Source organism: Halorubellus litoreus (genome assembly GCF_037081675.1).
Taxonomy (GTDB): domain Archaea; phylum Halobacteriota; class Halobacteria; order Halobacteriales; family Natrialbaceae; genus Halorubellus; species Halorubellus litoreus.
Genome location: NZ_JAZAQL010000005.1, coordinates 89,365 through 112,165 on the forward strand (window position 1 = coordinate 89,365; position 22,801 = coordinate 112,165).

17 protein-coding genes and 1 pseudogene are annotated in these 22,801 nt (G+C 66.4%); 11 read left to right on the forward strand and 7 right to left on the reverse strand.

Going from position 1 to position 22,801, the window contains the following annotated elements:
• From nuoL to VYJ16_RS19800, 10 genes are all read left to right on the forward strand, one after another.
• Nucleotides 1–2,115, forward strand: coding sequence for an NADH-quinone oxidoreductase subunit L (gene nuoL, locus VYJ16_RS19755; protein WP_336352040.1), 2,115 nt, complete (start codon nucleotides 1–3; stop codon nucleotides 2,113–2,115).
• On the forward strand, nucleotides 2,116–3,663 hold the full coding sequence (locus tag VYJ16_RS19760) for a complex I subunit 4 family protein (RefSeq protein WP_336352041.1): 1,548 nt from the start codon (nucleotides 2,116–2,118) through the stop codon (nucleotides 3,661–3,663).
• Nucleotides 3,663–5,372 carry an NADH-quinone oxidoreductase subunit N gene (locus VYJ16_RS19765; RefSeq protein WP_336352042.1) on the forward strand — a complete coding sequence of 570 codons (1,710 nt, stop codon included), beginning with the start codon at nucleotides 3,663–3,665 and terminating at the stop codon, nucleotides 5,370–5,372. The genes VYJ16_RS19760 and VYJ16_RS19765 overlap by 1 nt, the downstream gene beginning before the upstream one ends.
• Before the next feature lie 128 nt (nucleotides 5,373–5,500).
• Nucleotides 5,501–6,985, forward strand: a complete 1,485-nt coding sequence (locus VYJ16_RS19770) for a DHH family phosphoesterase (protein ID WP_336352043.1) — start codon at nucleotides 5,501–5,503, stop codon at nucleotides 6,983–6,985.
• A 99-nt stretch (nucleotides 6,986–7,084) separates the two neighbouring features.
• The gene (locus VYJ16_RS19775; protein WP_336352044.1) at nucleotides 7,085–8,242 is read left to right on the forward strand and encodes a serine hydrolase domain-containing protein; all 1,158 of its coding nucleotides are present in this window, start codon (nucleotides 7,085–7,087) and stop codon (nucleotides 8,240–8,242) included.
• A 96-nt stretch (nucleotides 8,243–8,338) separates the two neighbouring features.
• Nucleotides 8,339–9,142, forward strand: a complete 804-nt coding sequence (locus VYJ16_RS19780) for a CBS pair associated ParBc domain-containing protein (protein WP_336352045.1) — start codon at nucleotides 8,339–8,341, stop codon at nucleotides 9,140–9,142.
• A gap of 82 nt (nucleotides 9,143–9,224) precedes the next feature.
• Nucleotides 9,225–10,289 (forward strand): ABC transporter ATP-binding protein, encoded by a 1,065-nt coding sequence (locus VYJ16_RS19785; protein WP_336352046.1) that lies wholly within the window; start codon nucleotides 9,225–9,227, stop codon nucleotides 10,287–10,289.
• On the forward strand, nucleotides 10,286–11,056 hold the full coding sequence (locus VYJ16_RS19790; protein WP_336352047.1) for an ABC transporter permease: 771 nt from the start codon (nucleotides 10,286–10,288) through the stop codon (nucleotides 11,054–11,056). Before VYJ16_RS19785 ends, VYJ16_RS19790 begins: the two co-directional genes overlap by 4 nt.
• Nucleotides 11,057–11,098: 42 nt before the next feature.
• Entirely contained in the window at nucleotides 11,099–12,154 is a 1,056-nt protein-coding gene (locus VYJ16_RS19795) for a PAS domain-containing sensor histidine kinase (RefSeq protein WP_336352048.1), read from the forward strand.
• Nucleotides 12,155–12,233: 79 nt separating this feature from the next.
• Nucleotides 12,234–13,934, forward strand: coding sequence for an acyl-CoA mutase large subunit family protein (locus VYJ16_RS19800; RefSeq protein WP_336352049.1), 1,701 nt, complete (start codon nucleotides 12,234–12,236; stop codon nucleotides 13,932–13,934).
• Between the two features lie 115 nt (nucleotides 13,935–14,049).
• Here VYJ16_RS19800 and VYJ16_RS19805 read toward each other — a convergent pair whose 3' ends face one another.
• The 3 genes and pseudogenes from VYJ16_RS19805 to VYJ16_RS19815 all read right to left on the reverse strand — a co-directional run bounded on the left by VYJ16_RS19805 (nucleotide 14,050) and on the right by VYJ16_RS19815 (nucleotide 17,074).
• The gene (locus tag VYJ16_RS19805) at nucleotides 14,050–15,333 is read right to left on the reverse strand and encodes a DUF7537 family lipoprotein (protein ID WP_336352050.1); all 1,284 of its coding nucleotides are present in this window, start codon (nucleotides 15,331–15,333) and stop codon (nucleotides 14,050–14,052) included.
• A 40-nt stretch (nucleotides 15,334–15,373) separates the two neighbouring features.
• Nucleotides 15,374–16,655: pseudogene (locus tag VYJ16_RS19810) on the reverse strand (RNA-guided endonuclease InsQ/TnpB family protein).
• 209 nt (nucleotides 16,656–16,864) lie between these two features.
• Complete coding sequence (locus tag VYJ16_RS19815) at nucleotides 16,865–17,074, reverse strand: hypothetical protein (protein WP_336352051.1); 210 nt, start codon at nucleotides 17,072–17,074, stop codon at nucleotides 16,865–16,867.
• Between the two features lie 65 nt (nucleotides 17,075–17,139).
• Here VYJ16_RS19815 and acs point away from each other — a divergent pair, with 65 nt between their 5' ends.
• On the forward strand, nucleotides 17,140–19,137 hold the full coding sequence (gene acs, locus VYJ16_RS19820) for an acetate--CoA ligase (RefSeq protein WP_336352052.1): 1,998 nt from the start codon (nucleotides 17,140–17,142) through the stop codon (nucleotides 19,135–19,137).
• A gap of 65 nt (nucleotides 19,138–19,202) precedes the next feature.
• Here the strand turns inward: acs and VYJ16_RS19825 are convergent, their stop codons facing one another.
• The 4 genes from VYJ16_RS19825 to VYJ16_RS19840 all read right to left on the reverse strand — a co-directional run bounded on the left by VYJ16_RS19825 (nucleotide 19,203) and on the right by VYJ16_RS19840 (nucleotide 22,778).
• Entirely contained in the window at nucleotides 19,203–19,478 is a 276-nt protein-coding gene (locus tag VYJ16_RS19825; protein ID WP_336352053.1) for a DUF7520 family protein, read from the reverse strand.
• Nucleotides 19,479–19,811: 333 nt separating this feature from the next.
• Nucleotides 19,812–21,713, reverse strand: a complete 1,902-nt coding sequence (locus tag VYJ16_RS19830; RefSeq protein WP_336352054.1) for a cbb3-type cytochrome c oxidase subunit I — start codon at nucleotides 21,711–21,713, stop codon at nucleotides 19,812–19,814.
• A 162-nt stretch (nucleotides 21,714–21,875) separates the two neighbouring features.
• Nucleotides 21,876–22,256, reverse strand: coding sequence for a DUF6684 family protein (locus VYJ16_RS19835; RefSeq protein ID WP_336352055.1), 381 nt, complete (start codon nucleotides 22,254–22,256; stop codon nucleotides 21,876–21,878).
• A 93-nt stretch (nucleotides 22,257–22,349) separates the two neighbouring features.
• The gene (locus tag VYJ16_RS19840; protein WP_336352056.1) at nucleotides 22,350–22,778 is read right to left on the reverse strand and encodes a DUF7541 family protein; all 429 of its coding nucleotides are present in this window, start codon (nucleotides 22,776–22,778) and stop codon (nucleotides 22,350–22,352) included.
• Between the last annotated feature and the right edge of the window lie 23 nt (nucleotides 22,779–22,801).

The following is a 22,801-nucleotide window of genomic DNA, read 5'->3' on the forward strand; positions in this document are numbered from 1 at the left end:
ATGACAGGAACTACACCTTTCGCGTTCGAGTTCGCACCCGCTATCGCGGTGCTCCCGTTCGTATCGTTCCTGATTGCGCTCGCGTTCGGTGACCGGATGCCGAAGGGCGGTGCGCTCGGTGGCATCCTCGCGACCGCCGGGTCGCTCCTGCTCTCGCTGTGGGTGTTCGTCACCGTCTCCGGTGGCAGCGCGTACGTGCAGGACATCCACACGTGGACGATCCTCGACGCGGGTGGCGCGCTCGGGGACATCACCCTCCACTTCGGGCTGCTGCTCGACCCGCTGTCGGCGATGATGCTCATCATCGTGAGCCTCATCGCGCTGCTCGTGCACGTCTTCAGTCTCGGGTACATGAACGACGAGGGCGAGACCGGCCTCCCGCGGTACTACGCCGGCCTCGGTCTGTTCACGTTCTCCATGCTCAGTTTCGTCATGGCGGACAACCTCCTGCAGGCGTTCATGTTCTTCGAGCTCGTCGGCCTCTGCTCGTTCCTCCTCATCGGGTTCTGGTTCCGTGAGGACGCGCCGCCGAGTGCGGCGAAGAAGGCGTTCCTCGTGACGCGGTTCGGGGACTACTTCTTCCTCATCGGCGTGGTCGGCATCATCGCGACGTTCGGCACGAGCCGGTTCGCGGTCGCGGGCGACGCGGCCGCGGCGGCGTTCCCCGTCGAGGCGGCGAAGGTCCTCGGCGTGACCGAGGGGACCGCGACGGCGGTCATCCCCGGTGGGATGGACCCGCAACTGTGGTTCACCATCCTGGGCCTGCTCGTCCTCGGTGGCGTCGTCGGGAAGTCCGCGCAGTTCCCGCTGCACACGTGGCTTCCGGACGCCATGGAGGGTCCGACGCCGGTCTCCGCGCTCATCCACGCGGCGACGATGGTCGCGGCCGGTGTGTACCTCGTCGCTCGCATGTACGGGTTCTACCTGCTGTCGCCGACCGCGCTCGGTATCATCGCGCTCGTCGGCGGGTTCACGGCGCTGTTCGCGGCGACGATGGGCGTCGTCAAGAAGGAGATCAAGCAGGTGCTCGCGTACTCCACCATCAGCCAGTACGGGTACATGATGCTCGCGCTCGGCGCCGGTGGGTACGTCGCGGCGACCTTCCACCTCATGACGCACGCGTTCTTCAAGGCCCTCCTCTTCCTCGGGGCGGGGTCGGTCATCATCGCGATGCACCACAACGAGAACATGTGGGACATGGGTGGTCTCAAGGAGAAGATGCCCGTCACGTACTACACGTTCCTGTCGGGTTCGCTCGCGCTCGCGGGCATCGTGCCGTTCTCCGGGTTCTGGTCGAAGGACGAGGTCCTCTACGAGGCGTTCGTCCACGGGCTCGGGACCGCGGGGACGCAGGGCACGCTCCTGCTCGTCGCGTACGCGTTCGGGCTGCTCGCCGTGTTCTTCACGGGGTTCTACACGTTCCGGATGGTGTTCCTCACGTTCCACGGCGAACCGCGCAGTGACACCGCGAAGGACCCCCACGGCGTTCGCTGGAACGTCAAGGGCCCGCTCGCGGTCCTCGGTATCCTCGCGGCGGTCGCCGGCCTCGTGAACATGGTGCCGGTGAAGAAGGTCACCGGTGCGAACATCGACTTCCTGCACAAGTGGCTGAAGGGACCGGAATCCCTGAAGGCGCAGACGTCGGTCGCGCACTACACGGACGGTGACACGAGCCTGCTCCACGAGGGCGCGCACTACGCTGCCGGCACGCTCGCCGGTGGCGAGGTGGGGACGGTCCTCATCTCGGCTGCGGTCTCGCTGACGCTCGCGCTCGCCGGTGCGGGGCTCGCGTATCGCCTCTACAACGTCCCGGAGCCCGTCGAGCACACGGACAAGCTCGGCGCGGCGAAGGACGTGCTGTACAACAACTACTACCAGGACGAGTTCCAGGTGTTCCTCGCCGAGCGCGTCACGATGCCGCTCGCGAAGGCCGCTGACACGTTCGACCAGAGCGTCATCGACGGCGCGGTCAACGGTGTCTCCAGCGTGAGCCTGTTCTCGGGCCGTCGCGTCAAGCGCGTGCAGACCGGGTTGGTCACGAACTACGCGCTCCTGTTGACGCTCGGGTTCCTGGTGCTACTGGTGGCCATGGCGGCCATAGGAGGGTGGTTCTAGATGATCAACGGAGCTATCGAAGCGCTACTCGCGGTAACACTGGTCGCATCGTTCGCCGTGCTCGTCTCGCCCGACCGGTACGCCGCGAAGCTGGCGACAGCGCTGAGTCTGTTGCCGCTCGCAGGCAGTCTGGTGCTGTGGAGCGGATTCGAGCCGGCCGGGAACGCCCTGGTGGACGGCGAGTCCGCCATCGGGTACATGAGTCAGGTCGAGTGGTTCGACCTCGGCGGTATCACGCTCCAGTGGTTCGTCGGCGTCGACGGCGTCGCGATGCCCCTGGTCGTGCTGACGACGGTGTTGACGACGCTCGCGCTCGTGAGCGCGTGGACGCCGATCAGCGAACGCCAGAGCCAGTTCTACGGGCTCGTCCTGTTCCTGGAGGCGTCGCTGCTGGGCGTGTTCACTGCCCTGGACTTCTTCGTGTGGTTCGTCTTCTGGGAGGCCGTCCTCGTCCCGATGTATCTGCTCATCGGTGTCTGGGGTGGCCCGCGCCGGAAGTACGCCGCCATCAAGATGTTCGTGTACACGAACGTCGCGAGCCTCGTGCTGTTCATCGGGTTCGTCGCGCTCGTGTTCGGCCTCGGTGACAGCATTGGAACGTTCGGCCTGCCCGAAATTACGCAGGCGCTCCGTAGCGGCGTCGCACCGGACGGCCTGCCGGGCGTCGGCGCTGACGCCCTGAAGCTGTTCGCGTTCCTCGCGATGTTCGTCGGGTTCGCGGTGAAGGTGCCCGTCGTCCCCGTCCACACGTGGCTGCCGGACGCCCACGTCGAGGCGCCGACGCCGGTGTCGGTGCTCCTCGCGGGCGTCCTCCTGAAGATGGGGACGTACGCGCTCCTCCGATTCAACTTCACGATGCTCCCGGACATCGCGACGGACCTCGCGGTCCCCATCGCGGTGTTCGCGGTCGTCTCCGTCATCTACGGTGCGATGCTCGCACTCGCGCAGACGGACCTGAAGCGCATCGTCGCGTACTCCTCCGTGAGCTCCATGGGGTACGTCATCCTCGGGCTCGTCGCGTACACGACCATCGGGGTCAGTGGCGCGACGTTCCAGATGATCTCCCACGGCCTCATCTCGGGGCTGATGTTCATGGCGGTCGGCGTCATCTACAACGTCACGCACACGCGCATGGTCTCGGACATGTCCGGGATGGCGGACAAGATGCCGGTGACGGTCGGCATCTTCGTCGCCGGTGCGTTCGGCTACATGGGCCTGCCGCTCATGAGCGGGTTCGCCGCGGAGTTCTTCGTGTTCGTCGGGTCGTTCCAGTCGACGGTGCTGCCCTCTGCCCCGATGTTCACGGGCGCGGCGATGTTCGGTATCGTCATCGTCGCCGGCTACCTGCTGCTGGCGATGCAGAAGACGCTGTTCGGCGAGTTCCGGCTGGACACCGACTACGAGGTCGAGCGTGCGGCGTTCCACGACGTCGCGCCGCTTTTCGTCCTGCTCCTGCTCGTCATCGCACTCGGCGTGTTCCCGGACCTGTTCATGGAGATGATCGAGACGGCGATTGAGCCGGTTGCGAGCATCGGAGGTGGTGCCTGATGAGTAGTCACGCGTCCTTGTTCGCGCTCGGACCGGCGCTGTACCTCGCGGCGGCGGGCCTGATGGTGCTCGTCCTCGATTCCGTCGGACGGACGACGCGACTCCCGTTCGCGCTCGGGTCCGCGACCTTCGGCGTCGCGGCGGGTGGCGCGGCTGCGGTCGCCGCGTTCACCGGCGGGACGCTCCTCGGACTCGGTGTCGGCGCGCACGCGTTCGCGGCGGCGAGCGCGTTCGCGGTGGCGTTCCTCGTGTGGCTCGTCGACCCGGAGGGGTCGAACCGGCTGCTGGTCGCGTCCGTCGCGGTCGCCGGCGCCGTGTTCTCGCTCGGGAACGCCGCGTACTACCTGGCGTACTTCGCGACGACGAGTGACGCGTCGGCCGCGCTCCTGTTCGGCGACCAGCTGATCGTCGACCAGATGAGTCTGCTGTTCATGGCTATCGCGGCCAGCGTGACGGCGCTCGTCGCGCTCGCGTCCTACGATTACCTCGAAGGCCACGCGTACCAGGCGGAGTACTACGCGCTCGTCCTGCTCGCCGCAACCGGGATGAGCCTGATGGCGGCCGCGAACTCGCTGGCGACCGTGTTCGTCGCGATGGAGCTCGCGAGCCTGCCGTCGTTCGCGCTCGTCGCGTTCCTCAAGAAGAACCGTGGGAGCGTCGAAGCGGGGCTGAAGTACTTCCTCATCGGCGCGCTCTCCTCGAGCTTCTTCGCGTACGGTATCAGTCTCGTGTACGCGACCACGGGCTCGCTACAGCTCGAAGCGGTCGCGAGTTCGCTCTCGGGCGGCACGGAGTTCGTCGGGATGCTCGGCATCGGGATGCTGATGCTCGTCGGTGGGTTCGCGTACAAGACCGCGAGCGTCCCGTTCCACTTCTGGGCGCCGGAGGCGTACGAGGGTGCACCCGCGCCCATCAGTGCGTTCATCTCCTCGGCGTCGAAGGCGGCCGGGTTCGTCATCGCGTTCCGCGTGTTCACGGTCGCGTTCACGCCCGCCGGGTTCTTCGCGAGCCTCGGTATCGACTGGGTGCTCGTCTTCCAGATCCTGGCGGTCGTGACGATGACGCTCGGGAACTTCGCGGCAGCGACCCAGGAGAACGTCAAGCGGATGCTCGCGTACTCCTCTATCGGGCACGCGGGCTACGTTCTCATCGGGCTGGCGTCGCTCGGTGGCGTCGCCTCGCAGGGCGACACCGTCCTCGGTGCGAGCATGATGCACCTGTTCGTGTACGGGTTCATGAACACGGGCGCGTTCCTGTTCATCGCGCTCGTCGAGTACTGGGGCGTCGGTCGGACGTTCGAGGATTACGCTGGTCTCGGACGGAAGGCGCCGGTCGCCTGTGCGGCGATGACGGTGTTCCTGTTCTCGCTCGCGGGCCTCCCGGTCGGGGCGGGCTTCCTCTCGAAGTACGTCCTGTTCTTCGGTGCTGTCAGCGCCGGGTTCTGGTGGCTTGCGGCGGTCGGGGCGATCAACTCCGCGCTGAGCCTCTACTACTACACGCGCGTCGTGAAGGCGATGTGGGTGGAGGAACCCAGCGAGGAGTACGAGCTCCAGGGTCGCCCGACGGGACTGTACGCGGCGGTCGTCGCGGCAGCGGTCGTGACGGTTCTGCTGCTCCCCGGGTTCTTCCCCATCGCGGAGACCGCTATCGAGGCGGCGAACGCGGTGCTGCCGAACGCGGGCGACACGACGACGGCGTTCTTCGGCTGACCGACTGCACGGCCGCTCCCGTGGCTGTCTTCCAGTGAACGCCCTGGCGCCCGATTTCGGTTGTTTCAGCGGTTCTTTCGTTCTTTCGAGGTCGGTAGGTTTTAGCGTCCGGAGGAGGTAGCCGGGGTATGGTTTCGCGGGTCGTTCTCGGGTGTGGTGCCGTCGGGCAGCGCCTGGTGGCGCGCCTGGCGGACCGTGGCGGGGTCGCCGCGGTCGTCTGCGAGAGCGAGAGTCGCGTGGACGCGCTCCGGTCGGAGAACGTCTCGGCGACGGCCGGCGACCCGACGGACGCGGCGGTGCTCGCGGAGTTGCCGGGGGCGACGGCGGTGGTCGTCGCGACGGACGATGCGGTCGCGAACTACGACATCGTTCGCGCGGTCCGGGAGCGGTACGGTGACGTGTTCGTGCTGGCGTACGCGGGGAGTCGGGCGACGAGCGAACAGCGGGATGCGTTGGCGTCGGTGGCGGACGCGGTCGTCGACCCGACGTCGGTGCTCGTCGAGACCGTCGGCGGGCAGGTCGTCGGCGAGCGCGCCGAGGATACGCGCCGCCTCCGGCAGGTGCTCCGTGACGTCGACGGCGACCTCGCGGTCGTGATGCACGACAACCCTGACCCGGACGCGATCGGGAGTGCGGTGGCGCTGGCGACGCTCGCGGAGGCGCTCGGGACGCCCGCGGTCCCGTGTTACTTCGGGGATATCAGTCATCAGGAGAACCGCGCGATGGTGAACCTCCTCGACCTGGACTTGGAGAACCTCGCGAGCGGCGAGGCGGCCCTGGAGCGGTTCGGTGGGTTCGCGCTCGTCGACCATTCGCGTCCGGGCGTGAACGACCAGCTGCCGCCGGACCTGGAGGTGGACGTCGTCGTCGATCATCATCCGCCGCGTGGTGCGGTGCCGGCGCGGTACACGGACCTCCGCGAGGACGTCGGGGCGACGAGCACGCTCGTACTCGACCATCTGCATCGGTACGGTATCACGCCGTCGTCGACGGTCGCGACCGCACTCATGTACGGCATTCAGGTGGACACGCACGACTTCGCGCGCGAGGTGTCGACGCTCGACTTCGAGGCAGCGGCGTCCATCTTGCCGAGCGTCGACGTCTCGCTGCTCGCGAAGATGGAGTCGCCGAGCGTGAGCGGCGATACGATGAACACGCTCGCGGCGGCGATCGAGGACCGCGAGGTCCGCGGGAGCGTTCTCGTGTCGTGTGCGGGCCCGATCAACGACCGGGACGCGCTCCCGCAGGCCGCCGACAAGCTCCTGACGATGGAGGGTATCACGACGGTGCTCGTGTACGGCGTGCTGGAGGATAACGTCCTGATGTCGGCGCGAGCGCGTGGTCGGGACGTCGACCTCGGGGAGACGCTCCGGATCGCGTTCGACCACATCGGGAGTGCCGGCGGGCACGCGGACATGGCTGGCGCGCAGGTCCCGATAACGGACGCGTTCGGCGAGTTCGAGACCGACGACGAGCGATTGGCGGCGATCCGCGAGGTCGTGACGGAGGCGTTCTTCGACGCGCTCCGTGAGCGCCCGCGCGGGACCGACGTGGACGACGACGCCTCCGTCGGGTTCGGGTTCGAGAACATGCTGGACGTGAACGACGACTGACTCGGTCGATTGCTCGCAACGGTCGCCACCCCCGGCCGTTTCGAGTCAAATTTCGGACCGGTCGATTTATGAACGAAGGCGAGGGCCTCTGGGTTACAGATGGTTGGACGCCGTTCACGACGACGACTCCTCCAGTCCCTGGGTGGCACAGCGCTGACTGCGACGCTCGCAGGGTGCACGAACCTCGGCGGGAACGACCATGCGGACTTCCATCGACCGACGACCGGTGATCGCGTCCCCGAACTCGACGCCATCGACGACGCGATGCAGTCGTTCATGGTCGAGAACGAGGTCCCTGGCGGGACGCTCGGCGTTGCGAAAGACGGGACCGTCGTCTTCGAGCGCGGATACGGGCACAGCGACCCCCTGCAGACGGCCCCAGTTCGGCCGGACGCGACGTTCCGCATCGCGAGTATCACGAAGTCGTTCACGGCCGCCGTGGTCCGGTCACTCGTCGACGACGGCGAACTGGCGATGGACGACCGCCCTTTCCAGATACTCGACCTGGCCGTTCCCGAGAGCGAGTCCCGGACCGAAGGTCTCGACGACATCACCGTCTCGCACCTCCTCGAGCACGAGGGGGGCTGGGACTACTACCAGTCCGGATTCATGCCGACCTTCGAGCAATTCGCCATCGCGAACGCGCTCGACCTGGACCGTCCGGCGACGAGTCGAGACATCGTACGGTACATGCTCGCACGACCACTCCAGTTCGAACCGGGCGAGAAGTCGGTGTACTCGAACTTCGGGTACCTCGTCCTCAGCGTCCTCGTCGAACGAGCCACTGGACAGTCCTTCCCCGAGGCCGTCAGGTCGATCTGCTTCGACGGAGACGTCTCCAACCGACTCTACGAGGGGAGTACGCTCCCCGCGGACCGCCCCGAGCGCGAAGTCGCGTACCACAGCAACGGCCACTGCCCGAACGCAATGACGCTCGAGGAGTACGACACCGTCCCGTGCGCCGACGGCGGGTATCCCATCGAGTCGGTCGGCGGCGCCGGCGAACTCGTGACGAACACGCGCACGCTCCTCTCGTTCAGCGACGACTACACGACCAGAGGCGAGCCACGAGGCGACGCCGACCCCGGGCTCACCGCGTTCGGGTCGATTCCCGGTGCACACAGCATGCTCCATCAGCGCGGGGACGGCGTCGACGTCGCCGTGCTGTTCAACGCCCGCGGACGAACGACGGGTGCGTACGACGACATCAAGTCGACGCTGAACGACGCCATCGGGAACGTGGACGACTGGCCGTAACGACGCTCCCGGGCGAGGAGAGCTCGCCTTTCGTCCCGGGAGTCCGGTCTGGCCCGTAGCCAGAGGCTTTTGTTCGCGCGCGCCGAAGGCCGGCGCATGAAAGGCGACGACGGGGACGGGCGGGGGACGCCGCACGTGAAGGACTACATGACCCAGGACGTGGTGACGGTGTCGCCCGACGAGACGGTCGAGGAGGTCTCGAAGATGATCGCGGGCAGCGAGGAGCACAGCGGGTTCCCGGTGTGTGAACGACGGCGCGTGGAGGGGTTCGTGTCGGCGCGCGATCTCCTGCTGGCGGACGACGACGAGCCCATCTTCAAGATGATGACGACGGACCTCATCGTCGCGCACCCCGAGATGAAGGTGACGGACGCGGCGCGTGTCATCCTGCGCTCTGGCATCCAGAAGCTCCCGGTCGTGGACGACGCGGGGAATCTCGTCGGTATCATCTCGAACGCGGACGTCATCCGCAGTCAGATAGAGCGCGCTACCCCGGAGAAGGTCGGGAAGCTCCGCCGGACTTTAGAGAACATCCACGGTATCACGCTCGAGCAGGAGCGCCGCGAGGTCGACCTGGAGGGGCTCGTACCGACGCAGACGAAGGTGTACGCGGACGAACTGGAGGGACGCCGGTACGAGCTGGAGCGCGGGCTCGCGGAGCCGCTCGTCGTCATCGACAACGCCGGCCAGATGCTGCTCGCGGACGGCCACCATCGCGTGATGGCGGCGGACCGCCTCGGGATGGAGACGATGGACGCGTACGTCATCGTCATCCGCGAACGTATCGACCTCGGGATGGCCAAGACCGCCGAACGCGAGGGCTTGCGGTCGCTCGAGGACGTGAACGTCGTCGACTACGCTCGCCATCCGCTCGTGGAGACGACGAAGCGACTGCAGTGACGGTCCGCCTCCGAGCTATCAGTATTCGAATCGGACGACGCTTCAGGAAACGTTGAACTTCGTCGAGCCCTTCGATGGAGACGTGACATCGAGTCCCCGCTCCGGAGACGGCCGCACGGACGTCGCCGTATCCGCGGACGGCCTCCGGAAGGAGTACGGCGACGGTGGCGACGACGGCGTGCTCGCGGTCGACGACGTCTCGTTCGGCGTCGACAGCGGCGAGATAGTGGGATTGCTCGGGCCGAACGGCGCCGGGAAGACGACGACCATCAAGATGCTGCTCGGGCTCGTCACGCCCTCGGCGGGGTCGGCGACCGTCGCCGGCGTCGACGTCGAGGCGCATCCACGGCGCGCGTACGAGCGCGTCGGCGCGATGCTCGAGGGCGCGCGCAACGTCTACTGGCGGCTGTCGGTCCGCGAGAACCTCCGGTTCTTCGCGGCCATCGGCGGCGCCGACCCCGGGGAGGTCCGCGACCGCCACGACGACCTCCTGGAGACGCTCGGTATCGCGGAGAAAGCGGACGTCCCCGTCCGCGAGCTCTCCCGTGGACAGAAGCAGAAGGTCGCGCTCGCGTGCACGCTCGCTCGCGGCGCGGACGTCCTCTTCCTCGACGAGCCGACGCTCGGACTGGACGTCGAGAGCTCGCTCGACCTCCAGCGCGAACTCCGGCGGCTTGCGCGCGAGGACGGCGTCACGGTCGTCCTGTCGAGTCACGACATGGACGTCGTCGAGCGCGTCTGCGACCGCGTGGTTATCCTCGCCGACGGGCGCGTCGCCGCCGACGAGCGCGTCGAGGACCTCGTCGAGGTGTTCGCCACGCAAGCGTACCGCGTCCGCGCGAGCGCCGAACCGGGCCTTCGCGACGCCGTCGCTCGCGCCGGGACGATAGAGTCCTGGACGGAGCGCGACGGTATCGCTCGGTTCGAGGTCGTGCTCCCCGATCAGGACGCCTTCTACGACCTCGTCGACGCCGTCCGCGAGAGCGGCGCTGCCCTGGAAGCGTTCGAGAGCATCGACCCGGACCTCGAGGACGTGTTCGTCCAGATAACGAGCGGTGACGGCGCGCCGTCGAGGTCGACTGAAGGCGGGGACCGCGAGCGACCGCCATCACGCCCGCCGGTGACCGACGGAGGTGACGACCGATGAGCTACCTGACGCTCGTCGAGGCGCTCGCGCGGAAGCGCTACGTCATCCTCCGAGAGTACCCCGTGAACACGCTCACGCAGCTCGCGGTCACGTACATGTTCTTCGCGGGCATCTTCTTCGGTGGCAGGGCGGTCGCTGGCGCCGCCATCACGGACAGCCTCCCCGGTATCATCGTCGGGTTCTTCGTTTGGACGATGGCCATAACGGCGTTCGCCGGCGCGGCCCGCTCCATCATGGAAGACGCGCAGTGGGGCACGCTCGAACAGCTCTACATGTCGCCGTACGGGTTCGAGCGAGTGATGGCCGCGAACGCGGTCGTTCGCCTCCTCGAGTCGTTCGCGTGGGGTGGCGCCATCCTCGCCGCGATGCTCGCGACCACCGGCCAGTCGCTCACGCTCGACGTCCTCACGGTCGTCCCGCTCGTCGTCCTCACGGTCGCGAGCGCGCTCGGCATCGGGTTCGTGTTCGCCGGACTCGCACTCGTCTACAAGCGCATCGACAACATCTTCGGGCTCCTCAACTTCGGGCTGCTGTTCCTCATCGCCGCCCCCACCGACCAGTACCCCTGGCTCGCGGTGCTCCCGCTCTCCCAGGGCAGCACGCTCCTCCAGCGCGCGATGACCGACGGCGTCGCCATCTGGAACCTCCCCGTCCTCGACCTCGCCATCCTCGTCGCGACAGCCGTCGGGTACGTCGCGGCCGGCGTCGTCGCGTTCCGGTTCGCGGAACGACGCGCGCGCCGCGACGGCCTCCTCGGCCAGTACTGACGCCCGCAAGTGATATCGGCACGAGGCGAGTATCGGTTCTTCATGACAGGTCCTGCACGCGTCCTCTCGGCGTTCCACGACTCGCTCGAGGACGCCGTGTACGTCTTCGACGAGGCGGACGAACTCGTGGACGCGAACGCACGCGTCGGCGAGGTCTCCGGACTCCCCACCGCGGACCTCCTCGGAGTCACCCACCAGTCCCTCCTCGACGAATACGGCGCTGACGGCTCCACCAACGCGGGCCGCGACGCGTACCGCGAGGTCGCGGACGGACGCGCGAGCACGGCCCGAGCCGAGTTCGAACTCCGGAACGTCGACGGCGACCCGGTTCCCGTCGACGTCCGGTACGCGCGCCACGACGGGTACGTCGTCGCAATCCTCCGGAACCTCACCGACGCCCGCGAACGCGAAGCGCGCCTCGAGTCGCTCAACGACCAGCTCGAGGTCCTGAATCGCGTCCTCCGGCACGACATCCGGAACGACATGAACGTCGTGCAGGGCTGGCTCGGTGAACTCGAAGCAACCGTCGACGACGACGCCCTCCGGAACGTCGAGGAAGCGGTCGCGCACACCATCGAACTGACGCGTGAAGCCAGGGACCTCGCGGAGGTCCTCACCGAAGGCGGCGAGATGCCCGTCGAACCGATCGCGCTCGACCGCGTCCTCCACCAGCAGGTCGAGAAGACGCGCACGAAGTATCCCGACGCGAGCGTCGTCGTCGACGGCGCGGTCCCGAGCGTGCACGTCGTCGCGAACGAGATGCTCTCCTCGGTCTTCGACAACCTCCTCGGGAACGCGATCGTGCACAGCGACCGCGAGACGCCGACGGTCACGCTCTCCGTGCACCAGCCCGGAACCGAGGGCGACGACGGGGAGTGCGTCGTCGTTCGCGTCGCCGACGACGGGCCCGGTATCCCCGACTCGATGCAGGACTCCCTCTTCGGGCGCGGCGAGAAGGGCGTCGACAGCCCGGGTACCGGGATGGGGCTCTACCTCGTCGACCAGCTCGTCACCGGGTACGGCGGCGACGTCGAGGTCGAACCGAACGACCCGCGCGGGGCCGTGTTCGTCGTCACGATACCCGTCGCCGACACCTGAGCGGCCCACCGAGGACCGCTGGCCGGCGACGTCGGCCGCGACCGAACCATTATAGGCGGGTCCGGCAATACTTACGCGCATGTACGACGACGACGACCTCGCGGACATCCGCGAGTCACGCGAGGCGTGGGAATCGGCGACCCTCGACCCCGTCCTCGATTCCTACGGCGAACGCAAGGACCGGTTCGCGACCGTGTCGAACCTCGAGGTCGACCGCGTGTACGACCCAACGGACGTCGCGGACCTCGACTACGACGAGGACCTCGGATTCCCCGGCGAGGAACCCTACACGCGCGGGCCGTACCCGACGATGTACCGCGGGCGCACGTGGACGATGCGGCAGTTCGCCGGGATGGGGACCGCCGAGGAGACCAACGAACGCTTCCACTACCTGCTCGACGAGGGCCAGACCGGGCTGTCGACCGCGTTCGACATGCCGACGCTGATGGGTATCGACAGCGACGACCCGATGAGCGAGGGCGAGGTCGGGAAGGAGGGCGTCGCCGTCGACACCCTCCGCGACATGGAGGTGCTGTTCGACGGCATCGACCTCGCGGAGATCTCGACGAGCTTCACGATCAACCCGAGCGCGCCCGTCATCTACGCGATGTACGTCGCGCTCGCAGACCAGCAGGGCGTCCCGCGCGAGGAGGTCCGTGGCACCCTCCAGAACGACATGTTCAAGGAGTTCATCGCGCAGAAGGAGTGGGTCATCCCACCGGAGCCGAGCCTCGACCTCGTCACGGACACCATCGAGTACAGCACCGAAGAGACGCCGAAGTTCCACCCCGTGAGCATCTCCGGGTACCACATCCGCGAAGCCGGGTCGACCGCGGTCCAGGAACTCGCGTTTACGCTCGCGGACGGGTTCGGGTACGTCGAGGACGGCATCGACCGCGGGCTGGACGTCGACGACTTCGCGCCACGCCTCTCGTTCTTCTTCAACTCGCACAACTCCATCTTCGAGGAGGTCGCGAAGTTCCGCGCCGCCCGCCGCATCTACGCTCGCGTGATGGACGAGTGGTACGACGCCGAGAAACCCGAATCGAAGCGACTGAAGTTCCACACGCAGACCGCCGGGCAGAGCCTCACCGCCCAGCAACCCCTGAACAACGTCGTTCGCGTCACCGTGCAGGCGCTCGCGGGCGTCATGGGCGGCACCCAGAGCCTGCACACGAACAGCTTCGACGAGGCGCTCGCCCTTCCGAGCGAGAAAGCCGTCCGGGTGGCGCTCCGCACCCAGCAGATCATCGCCGAGGAGTCCGGCGCGGCGGACATCGTCGACCCGATGGGCGGCAGTTACGCCATCGAAGCGCTCACCGACCAGGTCGAACAGCAAGCGATGGCGTACATCGAGGAGATCAAGGAGATGGGCGACGGCTCCGTGCGCGACGGCATCCTCGAAGGCATCGACCAGGGGTTCTTCCTCCGCGAGATACAGGAAGCGTCCTACGAGTACCAGGAGCGCGTCGAAGCCGGCGAGGAGGTCGTCGTCGGCGTCAACCAGTACAGCATCGAGGAGGACACGAGCCCGGAGATCCTGAAGGTCGACGAGGCAACCGAGCAGACCCAGCTCGACCGCCTGGAGCGCACGAAAGAGGACCGCGACGACGACGCGGTCGACGCGGCGCTCGAGGACCTCGAGGACGCCATCGAGAACGACGAGAACGTGATGCCCGCCATCGTCGCCGCCGTCAAGGAGTACGCGACGATGGGCGAGATAATGGCAGTGTTCGAGGACGCGTACGGCGCGTACAGCGAACAGATCGGGCTCGCCTGACCGCGCTTCGGTCGCGGTTCGTTCGATTCTACGCTTTCGGTCGCGGTTCGTTCGATTCTACGCTTTCGGTCGCGGTTCGTTCGATTCTACGCTTTCGGTCGCGGTTCGTTCGATTCTAGGCTCGTGCCCGCACGTCGAGCGTCGCTGCGGTCGGTTCGTCGACGAGACGTCGACTCGTCGGTCCGAAGATGGCGTCCGGTCCGTCGACGCTCGCACCAGCGGTCGCGTTCGCCGTCGTCGCGTCGGCGATCAGTCCGATGGAGATGCTGACGTTCGGCGACCCGATGAACACGGACGCGGTCTTCCGCCGCGGAAGGGGTTCGGCGTTCGCGGGCACCGCGGAGCGCTCGTCGGTGACGTGCACCGTCGTCCGGTTCCCGCTGGTCGTGACGTAGACGTACCGCGTGTCGCCGGGCGCGAACGATTCGTTGACCGACGTCGACCCGGTGACGTTCCCCGCGACGCCGACGGTGTGGTCGAACACCGTCGCCGACCCGACGTTCTCCAGTTCGACCGCGGTCCCGTTCGCGACGAACGACCCGTTCACTCGCGGCGCGGCGTCGGCCCACGACGGCGTCGCGAGCGACGCATCCCCGTACGAATCGATGGAGTGCTCGAGAACGAACTCCTTCCGGTCACCCGAACCGGTCTCGACGGTCAGCGTCGCGTCCGCGTCGTGCACGACGCCGTTCGCCGCGACGAACACCGTGAACGAGAGGTCCTCGACGGTCGCGTTCGGCACGCCCAGCGCCCCACGGAACTGCCGGAAGCGCGATTCGTTCACGCCCGTGGACTCGTACTTGACGACCTTCTGGCCGTTCAGCGTCCCGAAGTCGGACGCGCGCATCCCGTCGCTCAGCGAGAAGTACAGGAGCGAGACGCTCGAGAGCGGTTGACTCGGTCGTGCGTACTGGAAGCGCGTGCGCGTCGGCCCGACCGCGTACTGGTAGGTCGTCCCGTTCGGCTGCACGGACCGGGTCGTCGCGACGCCGTTCGCGAAGTACACGTCCGTGCCCGTCGGCGTCCCGTTCCCGACGTTCCGACGCGACGAGACGTAGTCGCCGCCGGCCGTTCGCGTGAGCGCGTACTCGACGGTTCCCGTCGCGTTCGGCCCCAGTGCCGTGTAGCGGGTGGACGATACCGTCGAGACGTTCGACAGCGCGCGAGCGTTCGCGCGCAGGAGCGTTCGCGGGTTCGCGATGCCGCGCTGGGACGCACCCGGTGCCATCAGGTTCGAGGGAACCGTCACGCGGTTCCGGTCGCCGTCGGTCGCCGTCGATCCCGCGTCCGTCGGGGCGTCGGTCTGGTCTCCCGGCGCGGTCGACGTCCCCGGGCCACCGCTGCAGCCGGCGAGGACGACGAGCGCGACGACGAGCACCGTCGCGAATCTTCTTGTCATTGGTCGAACTGTCCACGCGACGTACTTGAACGTGGGTGAACTACTCCTGCCTACTCGCCACCTGCGGCGACTCCTTGAGGCAGAAGCTTCCCGCTTCGACGACGCAACTTGCAGACACCTCCAGGGTGTCCGCAGCGGTCGTATTCTCCACGGGCGTCTCTTCGGAGTGAACCACTCCTAGCTCCTCCAGACCGCGACAAAAAAACGTTGAACGCTGCATTGTGGTCCCTATCGGCTTCGAACCCGCACGACGGGCACGAGTGCATCCGAACCCACAGCGGTTTCTCCACCTCAACACCACACGATGCGCAGTCTTTTGTCGTTCCCGCTGGTTCGACCTTCACCACGTGACACGCGTGCTTTCGACCGTGATGCTTGAGAACTCGGATAAAGTCGCGCCAGCCGACCTCCGCCTTGTTTCTGGCGTTGCTGTCGGCTTCCAACGTCCCTTTCACGTTCAGGTCCTCGACGAACACGGCGTCATATTCGGTGGTGTAGAAGTGCGCGAGCTTGTGCTTGAAGTCGCGCTTCTTGTTCCGCATATCCATATGGACTTCCGCAACACGGCGGCGTTGCTTTTCCCAGTTGTTCGACTCGTACTCCTTACGTGACAGCGACCGTTGCTCGCGCCCGAGGCGTTCACGATCATCGGACAGATCAAGGCGGTCGATTGACCGTCCATCCGAATCATAGATGAAGTTCAGGACACCGAGGTCAAGACCCACCCCCTCTTCGGGATCAATATCTTGGATGTCCGGCTTCTCGGGTTGGTCTCGTTCGACACTGAAGGAGGCGTACCACGCGCCGGTTGCCTCCTGTTTGATGGAGACGTGCTTGATGTCGGCGTCGTCGGGAAGGCTGCGGTGGAGGCGGATCGGGATTTCGAGCGTCTCACCACGTACTTTCTTGAGGTTCAAAAGTCCACGGCCGTCAGGACCACTCTTTTCGTCGAGTTCGAAGCCCCTCTGGCGGTACGTGAAGCTCTTGAAGTCCCGTGGTTTCTTCCAGTTCAACTCCCCAATCTCGTGTCCATTGTCGCGGAGTTGAGCGAGGCTAGTGATACTGTGGTAGATCCGCTCGACGGCGGCTTGGAGGACGGTGGAGTACACCTTGGTCCACGCCGCCCATTTGTCTTTCCAGTCTGGGAGTTCGTCGCGGACTTGCCAGACACGTTGGCGGACGGTTTTGTCGGGTTGGTCGGGGAGTTGGTCGAGTCGATGGAGTGCGTGATTGTAGACTTGGCGCACGGTGTTACGTTGCCAGCCCAGCATCTCTCGCTGTTCACCGGTTGGCAAGAGCCTGAACCGTGGGCCGTAGTCCATGCGCGCACCCGTTGATTTTTCTCTGTAACTTATTAAATCTGCTTACTTATTTATAGTATTATGGACTGTCGTATCTCCGCCCTACTCGCTCCCTTCTGTTGCTTTCCTGAGGACGAGAGAGTAGCACCTTCACCGCAACGCTAACCGGTCAGAAGCCGGCCAGCACGACGCGGTCGGCGGAACTGGCATACAGGTGCGTCGCGACGGCTCTAGAGGTAGTCCATCTCGGTCGTGTCGCCGAGGTCGAAGCCCGCGCGTTCGTGAGACCACTCGACGGGGACGTCGCGGTGCTCGTCCATGAACGCGACGAGTTTCTCGCCGACGTCCTCGCCCGACCCACGAGTACCTGTCGCTCGCGCCGCGACCGGCGCACGCTCACAATGGCGCGAGCTACCGACCGACGCGAACTGCCCATCCACCGCGAACCGACCACCGACGCCGGGGGAAAGCTTAGCATACGTCCGGTCGACGGCCTAGACGAACCATGGCCGACGATACCGACGACGACGCGGTGGAACTCGAAGCGCGACTCGCCGCACAGGACACGTTCGAGCCGCCGGAATCGTTCGTCGAACAGGCGAACGTCGCCGACGACGGCATCTACGACGAGTTCGCCGAGGACTGGCCCGACTGCTGGGAGGACGCGGCCGCGCTCGTCGATTGGGACGAACCGTACGACACCGTGCTCGACGACTCGAACCCGCCGTTCTTCGAGTGGTTCACCGGCGGGTCGCTAAACGCGAGCTACAACTGTCTCGACCGCCACGTCGAGAACGGCGCGAAGAATCGCGCGGCGATCCAGTGGGAGGGCGAACTCGGCGAGGAACGAACGTACACGTACCAGGACCTCTACCGGGAGGTGAACGCGTTCGCCGCCGGGCTCCGCGACCTCGGCGTCGAAGCGGACGACGTCGTCACGCTGTACATGCCGATGATCCCCGAACTCCCCATCGCGATGCTGGCGTGCGCTCGCATCGGCGCGCCCCACAGCGTCGTCTTCGCCGGGTTCTCCGCGAACGCACTGGCGACGCGGATGAACGCCGCCGACTCGGAGTACCTCGTCACGTGCGACGGCTACTACCGCCGCGGCGACGCCCTCAACCACAAGGGGAAGGCCGACGAGGGGCTCCGCGGCGTCGACCACGACGTCGAGACCGTCGTCGTCGACCGCCTCGGCGACGAGCTCACGCACTTCCTCGGCGACCACGCGCACGACTACGGCGAACTCGTCGACCGCCACGAAGGCACGCACGTCGAACCCGTGAGTCGCGACGCCGAGGACATGCTGTTCCTCATGTACACGTCGGGGACGACGGGCGAACCGAAGGGCGTCAAACACACCACCGGCGGCTACCTCTCCTACGCCGCGTGGACGACCCAGAACGTCCTCGACGTCAAACCCGAGGACACGTACTGGTGCGCCGCCGACATCGGATGGATCACGGGCCACTCCTACATCGTGTACGGCCCGCTCGCACTCGGCACGACCACCGTGATGTACGAGGGCACGCCCGATTACCCCGAACGCGACCGGCTCTGGGAGCTCGTCGAGAAGTACCGCGTCGACCAGCTCTACACGGCACCGACCGCCATCCGGTCGTTCATGAAGTGGGGCACCGAGTACCCGAACCGGCACGACCTCTCCTCGCTGCGCCTGCTGGGGACCGTCGGCGAACCCATCAACCCGCGAGCGTGGAAGTGGTACTACAAGCACATCGGGAACGAGGACTGCCCGGTCGTCGACACGTGGTGGCAGACCGAGACCGGCGGGATGATGATAACCACGCTCCCCGGCGTCGGCGACATGAAACCCGGGAGCGCCGGCCCGCCACTCCCCGGTATCGGCGCCGAGGTCGTCGACGTCGCCGGTGACCCCGTCGACGAAGGGAACGCCGGCTACCTCACCGTGAACAAGCCGTGGCCGGGGATGCTCCGCACGCTCTACAAGAACGACGAGCGCTTCATCGACGAGTACTGGCGCGAGTACTCCGACGTCGACAGCGACGACCCCGACGACTGGACGTACTTCCCCGAAGACGGTGCGAAGATAGACGACGACGGCTACATCACCGTCCTCGGTAGGGTCGACGACGTCATCAACGTCTCCGGGCACCGCCTCGGCACCATGGAGATCGAGAGCGCCATCGTCGGCGTCGAAGGCGTCGCCGAAGCCGCCGTCGTCGGCGCCGACCACGACGTCAAAGGCGAGGCCGTGCACGCGTACGTCATCACCGAGGACGACGCCACCCCCGGCGACGCGCTCCGCGAGCGGATAATCCAGGGCGTCGAGGACGCAATCGGCCCCATCGCCCGCCCCGAAAGCGTCGTCTTCACGCCCGAACTCCCCAAGACCCGGAGCGGGAAGATAATGCGTCGCCTCCTCGTCGACGTCGCGAACGGCGACGACCTCGGCGACACCTCGACGCTCCGGAACCCAGACGTCGTCGAGGACATCCAGGCCGCCGTCGACGCGGGCGACTGACACCGAGAAGAGCCTCCCGCAGCAACACTCACGATACCGAGTACACGGCCGCCTCGATTATCGATTCAGGCCGCGTCGTCCACTCGACTCGCGACCTGCACGAGCGCGAGCAGGACGCCGAGGCTGAGTGCGAGCATCACCATCCCGTACAGCGCGAACGACACCGGCGTTATCTCGAACGTGATCGGCCCGAGCTCCGCCATCTCGACGTTCTTCTGTGCGGGCAGGATGATACCCAGAACGTACCCGAGGACGCCCGCGAGCGCGACGACCCCGACGTAGACGGTCGCCACCACGCGCTTCCCGGAGAGCACCGCCGACAGGCGAACGTTCTCAGTCACACCGGTCGCTTGGCACCGGCAACGATTAGCCTTTGGCATTCCGGCTCCAACCCCCGTTCATGAGCGAGAAAGAGCTCCTGCTCGTCGTCCTCGCACTCGTCGCCATCATGATGTTCACCACCGGATTCGTGCTCGCGACCGTCTGACCGCGACCCCCTCGAATCCACCGGTCGTACCGACCCGCGCGAACCGAAACGCGTCACGACCCACGCCGCTAGCTCTCGTTGCCCCCGAACCGACAGTCACAGCTCGACGCTCGACACACGACCAAGCGTTCCAGTCGGAAACGAGCAGCACTGGAACGCGAGAAAGAAGACCGACCGTAACGCCGCGTTACTCGTCGCCGGTAGCGTCGTCGTCGTCCGCGTCGACCGGTTCGCCACCGTCGGTCATCGGTTCGTCCTCGGCGGGCTCGCCACCGTCGGCGAGCGTCGTCTCGAGGCGGTCAGCGTGCCAGTCGAACTCGCGGCTCGGGAGGCCGTCCTCCTTGAGGTTCCACGGGTCCGGACCGACGACCGGCCCCTCGAGCCAGGACTGGACCATGTTCCACACCCAGATGAGCTGGCCGACGAGGAGGATGAACGCGCCGACGGTCGCGATGACGTGCAGGCTCGTGAAGTACCCGACGATACCTTCGACCGTGACGCCGTTGTACGTCGCGTACCGACGCGGCATCCCGCCGTACCCGAGCAGGATCATCGCGAAGAACGTCAGGTTCGTCCCGACCATCGTCGTCCAGAAGTGCGCCTTCCCGAGCGTCCGCTGGTACATGCGCCCGGAGACGATGGGGAACCAGTAGTAGACGCCCGCGAACACCGCGAACGCGATAGCGCCCATGATGACGTAGTGGAAGTGCCCGACGACGTAGTACGTGTCGTGGAGCACGAGGTCCACGGGGACTGCCGCCAGGAACACGCCCGTGACGCCACCGATGATGAAGTTCCCGATGAATCCGATACAGAACAGCATCGGGGTCGTCAACCGGATGTTCCCGTTCCACATCGTCGTGATCCAGTTGAACGTCTTCACGGCGCTCGGTATCGCAATCGCGAGACTCACCGCCATGAAGCCGGCGCGCAGCCGCGGGTCGATACCGCTCGCGAACATGTGGTGCGCCCACACACCGAAGCTGAGGACGCCGATGGCGAGCGTGGAGTACACGACGAACTTGAACCCGAACAGCTTCCGGCCCGAGAACCGCGGCAGGACGTAGCTGATGATACCCATCGGCGGCAGCACGAGGATGTACACCTCGGGGTGCCCGAAGAACCAGAACAGGTGCTGGTAGAGGATCGTTCCACCGCCCTCGACCGCGAAGAACCCGGTCGCGAAGTTCCGGTCGAGCAGGAGCATGACGAGTGCACTCCCGAGGAGCGGGAACGAGAACAGGATGAGCGCGGACTGCGTGAGGATCGTCCACGAGAAGATGTCGAGCTTGTCCCAGCCGACGTCCGGGCCGCGCTCCGTGAAGATGGTCGCGATGAAGTTGATCGCACCCATCGTCGCCGACACGCCAGTGAGGTGGAGCCCGAGCAGCATCAGGTCCGTCCCGGCGTTCAGCGCGGTCGTATCGATCTCCGACGACGCGATGACGCGACCCGCGTACTCGTAGGACATCGCGTCCTGTCCGGCGGCAGTCTGTGCGACCGCCTGCGGCGGGTACATCGTCCACGACGTCATCGACGCTGCGATACCGTCGAAGAACGGCGCGAGGAAGAACCCGGCCCAGATGAGGACTGCGCCGGGCGGCAGCAGCCAGAACGCGATGGCGTTGATGCGCGGGAACGCCATGTCGTCCGCGCCGATGAGGAGCGGGATGAAGTAGTTCGAGAACGCGGCGAGTATCGGCGTCCCGAACAGGAACAGCATCGTGATGCCGTGACTCGTCAGGAGCTGGTTGTAGAACGCGCGACCGCCGACGCCACCGAGGACGTCCATCGCGGGCGTCGCCAGCTCGAACCGCATGAGCATGACTGCGAGGCCACCCCACGCGAACGCGATGATGGCGTAGACGCCGTACAGGATGCCGATGTCCTTGTGGTCGACAGTCGTCAACCAGCGAACGATACCACCGGGCTTCTCGTCGTGTCCGTACCCGGTCTCTCCTCCGAGCGCGCTTCCGCCGGCGAGCGGCGTGTACGTCCGCCAGTCGTCGAAGCGCGTGGCGAGCGCGAAGACGACGAGGACGAGAATGCCCGTGAGGAGTGTTAGTGCGAGCTCTCCGCTAAGACCCATAGAAGACGGTCAGGATTGCACCCTAAAGAAAGGCTCGGGTTCGTCGCCGCGTCGGTATCTCGCTGGCGGTTTCAGTCCGTCAGCGAACGGCGGTCGTCCGAGCACGGCCGCTGGAAGGGGTCGGTCGAGTTCCGTCCGGTCCTTGACGGTGAGATGAGAACGTCAGACGGCTTCTTCGGGGGATTCCTTGCGTTCGTCGGTGCCGTCGTCGCCGGTCGCGTCCGGCGTCTCGTCGGACGTGTCCGTCGCGTTCGTCTCGGCGGTGTCGACGACCTCGGATTCCGCTTCGGCGTGCGCCGCACGGCCGGCTTCCTCGCTCTTGATGGCGTCGCCTTCGATGGCGACCGCGGAGACGTACGTGAGGATGGCGAGGAGGACGAACGACCCGCCGATGATACCGAGCATGAGGGTGCTGTACAGCGGGTCCCAGCTGAACGGACCCCAGAGGACGAACAACCCGATGAAGAAGGCCATGATGCCCAGTGGGATGATGTTCACCAAGAGGTCGAGCATCGTGTCCTTCGTGAAGACGCGCTGTGCCATTGCTATCAGGGGCTTTCGAGTGACGCCCAAATAGGTTGTCGGTTCGCGGTAGCGGGATGGGGACGCTCCTGGCGGGACGAGCGTCGTGGGGCCTCAGGCGAGTTCGCCGCGGACCGAGCCGACGCCCGCGGTGAGGATGGTGAGTGCGCCGGCGGAGATCATCGACAGCCCGCGGTACGCGACGGCGTTCGGGACGGCGACGAGTTCGGGGCCGCCGACGACGCCGCCGAACGCAGCGAACACGGCGATACCGAGCGCGAGGACGACGGTTCCGAGGACGCCCAGTGTCACCCAGGGACGTTCGACGTACCCGGCCTCGGCGAGGATGCCCGCGACTGCGCCCGTGAACATCAGGAATCCGACGACCGTGAACACGAACACGCCGACGACGACGCCGACCTCGGCGATGGCGAGCCCGAACGCGACGAACATCGGCCAGAGACTCGCGGAGGGCTTGTGGTCGGTGACGGCGCGATTCCCCTCGCCGCTCGCGGCCCCGTCGTCGACCCCTTCGTTTGCCATACGTCGCCGTTGGAGGTTCAGGC

What these genes read in the sequence shown, in the direction of transcription:
- VYJ16_RS19835 (WP_336352055.1), bottom strand. Translation starts at nt 22,256, where the DNA reads ATGGCACAGCGCGTCTTCACGAAGGACACGATGCTCGACCTCTTGGTG.
- VYJ16_RS19760 (WP_336352041.1), top strand. Translation starts at nt 2,116, where the DNA reads ATGATCAACGGAGCTATCGAAGCGCTACTCGCGGTAACACTGGTCGCA.
- VYJ16_RS19805 (WP_336352050.1), bottom strand. Translation starts at nt 15,333, where the DNA reads ATGACAAGAAGATTCGCGACGGTGCTCGTCGTCGCGCTCGTCGTCCTC.
- VYJ16_RS19790 (WP_336352047.1), top strand. Translation starts at nt 10,286, where the DNA reads ATGAGCTACCTGACGCTCGTCGAGGCGCTCGCGCGGAAGCGCTACGTC.
- nuoL (WP_336352040.1), top strand. Translation starts at nt 1, where the DNA reads ATGACAGGAACTACACCTTTCGCGTTCGAGTTCGCACCCGCTATCGCG.
- VYJ16_RS19780 (WP_336352045.1), top strand. Translation starts at nt 8,339, where the DNA reads ATGAAAGGCGACGACGGGGACGGGCGGGGGACGCCGCACGTGAAGGAC.
- acs (WP_336352052.1), top strand. Translation starts at nt 17,140, where the DNA reads ATGGCCGACGATACCGACGACGACGCGGTGGAACTCGAAGCGCGACTC.
- VYJ16_RS19840 (WP_336352056.1), bottom strand. Translation starts at nt 22,778, where the DNA reads ATGGCAAACGAAGGGGTCGACGACGGGGCCGCGAGCGGCGAGGGGAAT.
- VYJ16_RS19775 (WP_336352044.1), top strand. Translation starts at nt 7,085, where the DNA reads ATGGTTGGACGCCGTTCACGACGACGACTCCTCCAGTCCCTGGGTGGC.
- VYJ16_RS19770 (WP_336352043.1), top strand. Translation starts at nt 5,501, where the DNA reads ATGGTTTCGCGGGTCGTTCTCGGGTGTGGTGCCGTCGGGCAGCGCCTG.
- VYJ16_RS19795 (WP_336352048.1), top strand. Translation starts at nt 11,099, where the DNA reads ATGACAGGTCCTGCACGCGTCCTCTCGGCGTTCCACGACTCGCTCGAG.
- VYJ16_RS19830 (WP_336352054.1), bottom strand. Translation starts at nt 21,713, where the DNA reads ATGGGTCTTAGCGGAGAGCTCGCACTAACACTCCTCACGGGCATTCTC.
- VYJ16_RS19765 (WP_336352042.1), top strand. Translation starts at nt 3,663, where the DNA reads ATGAGTAGTCACGCGTCCTTGTTCGCGCTCGGACCGGCGCTGTACCTC.
- VYJ16_RS19800 (WP_336352049.1), top strand. Translation starts at nt 12,234, where the DNA reads ATGTACGACGACGACGACCTCGCGGACATCCGCGAGTCACGCGAGGCG.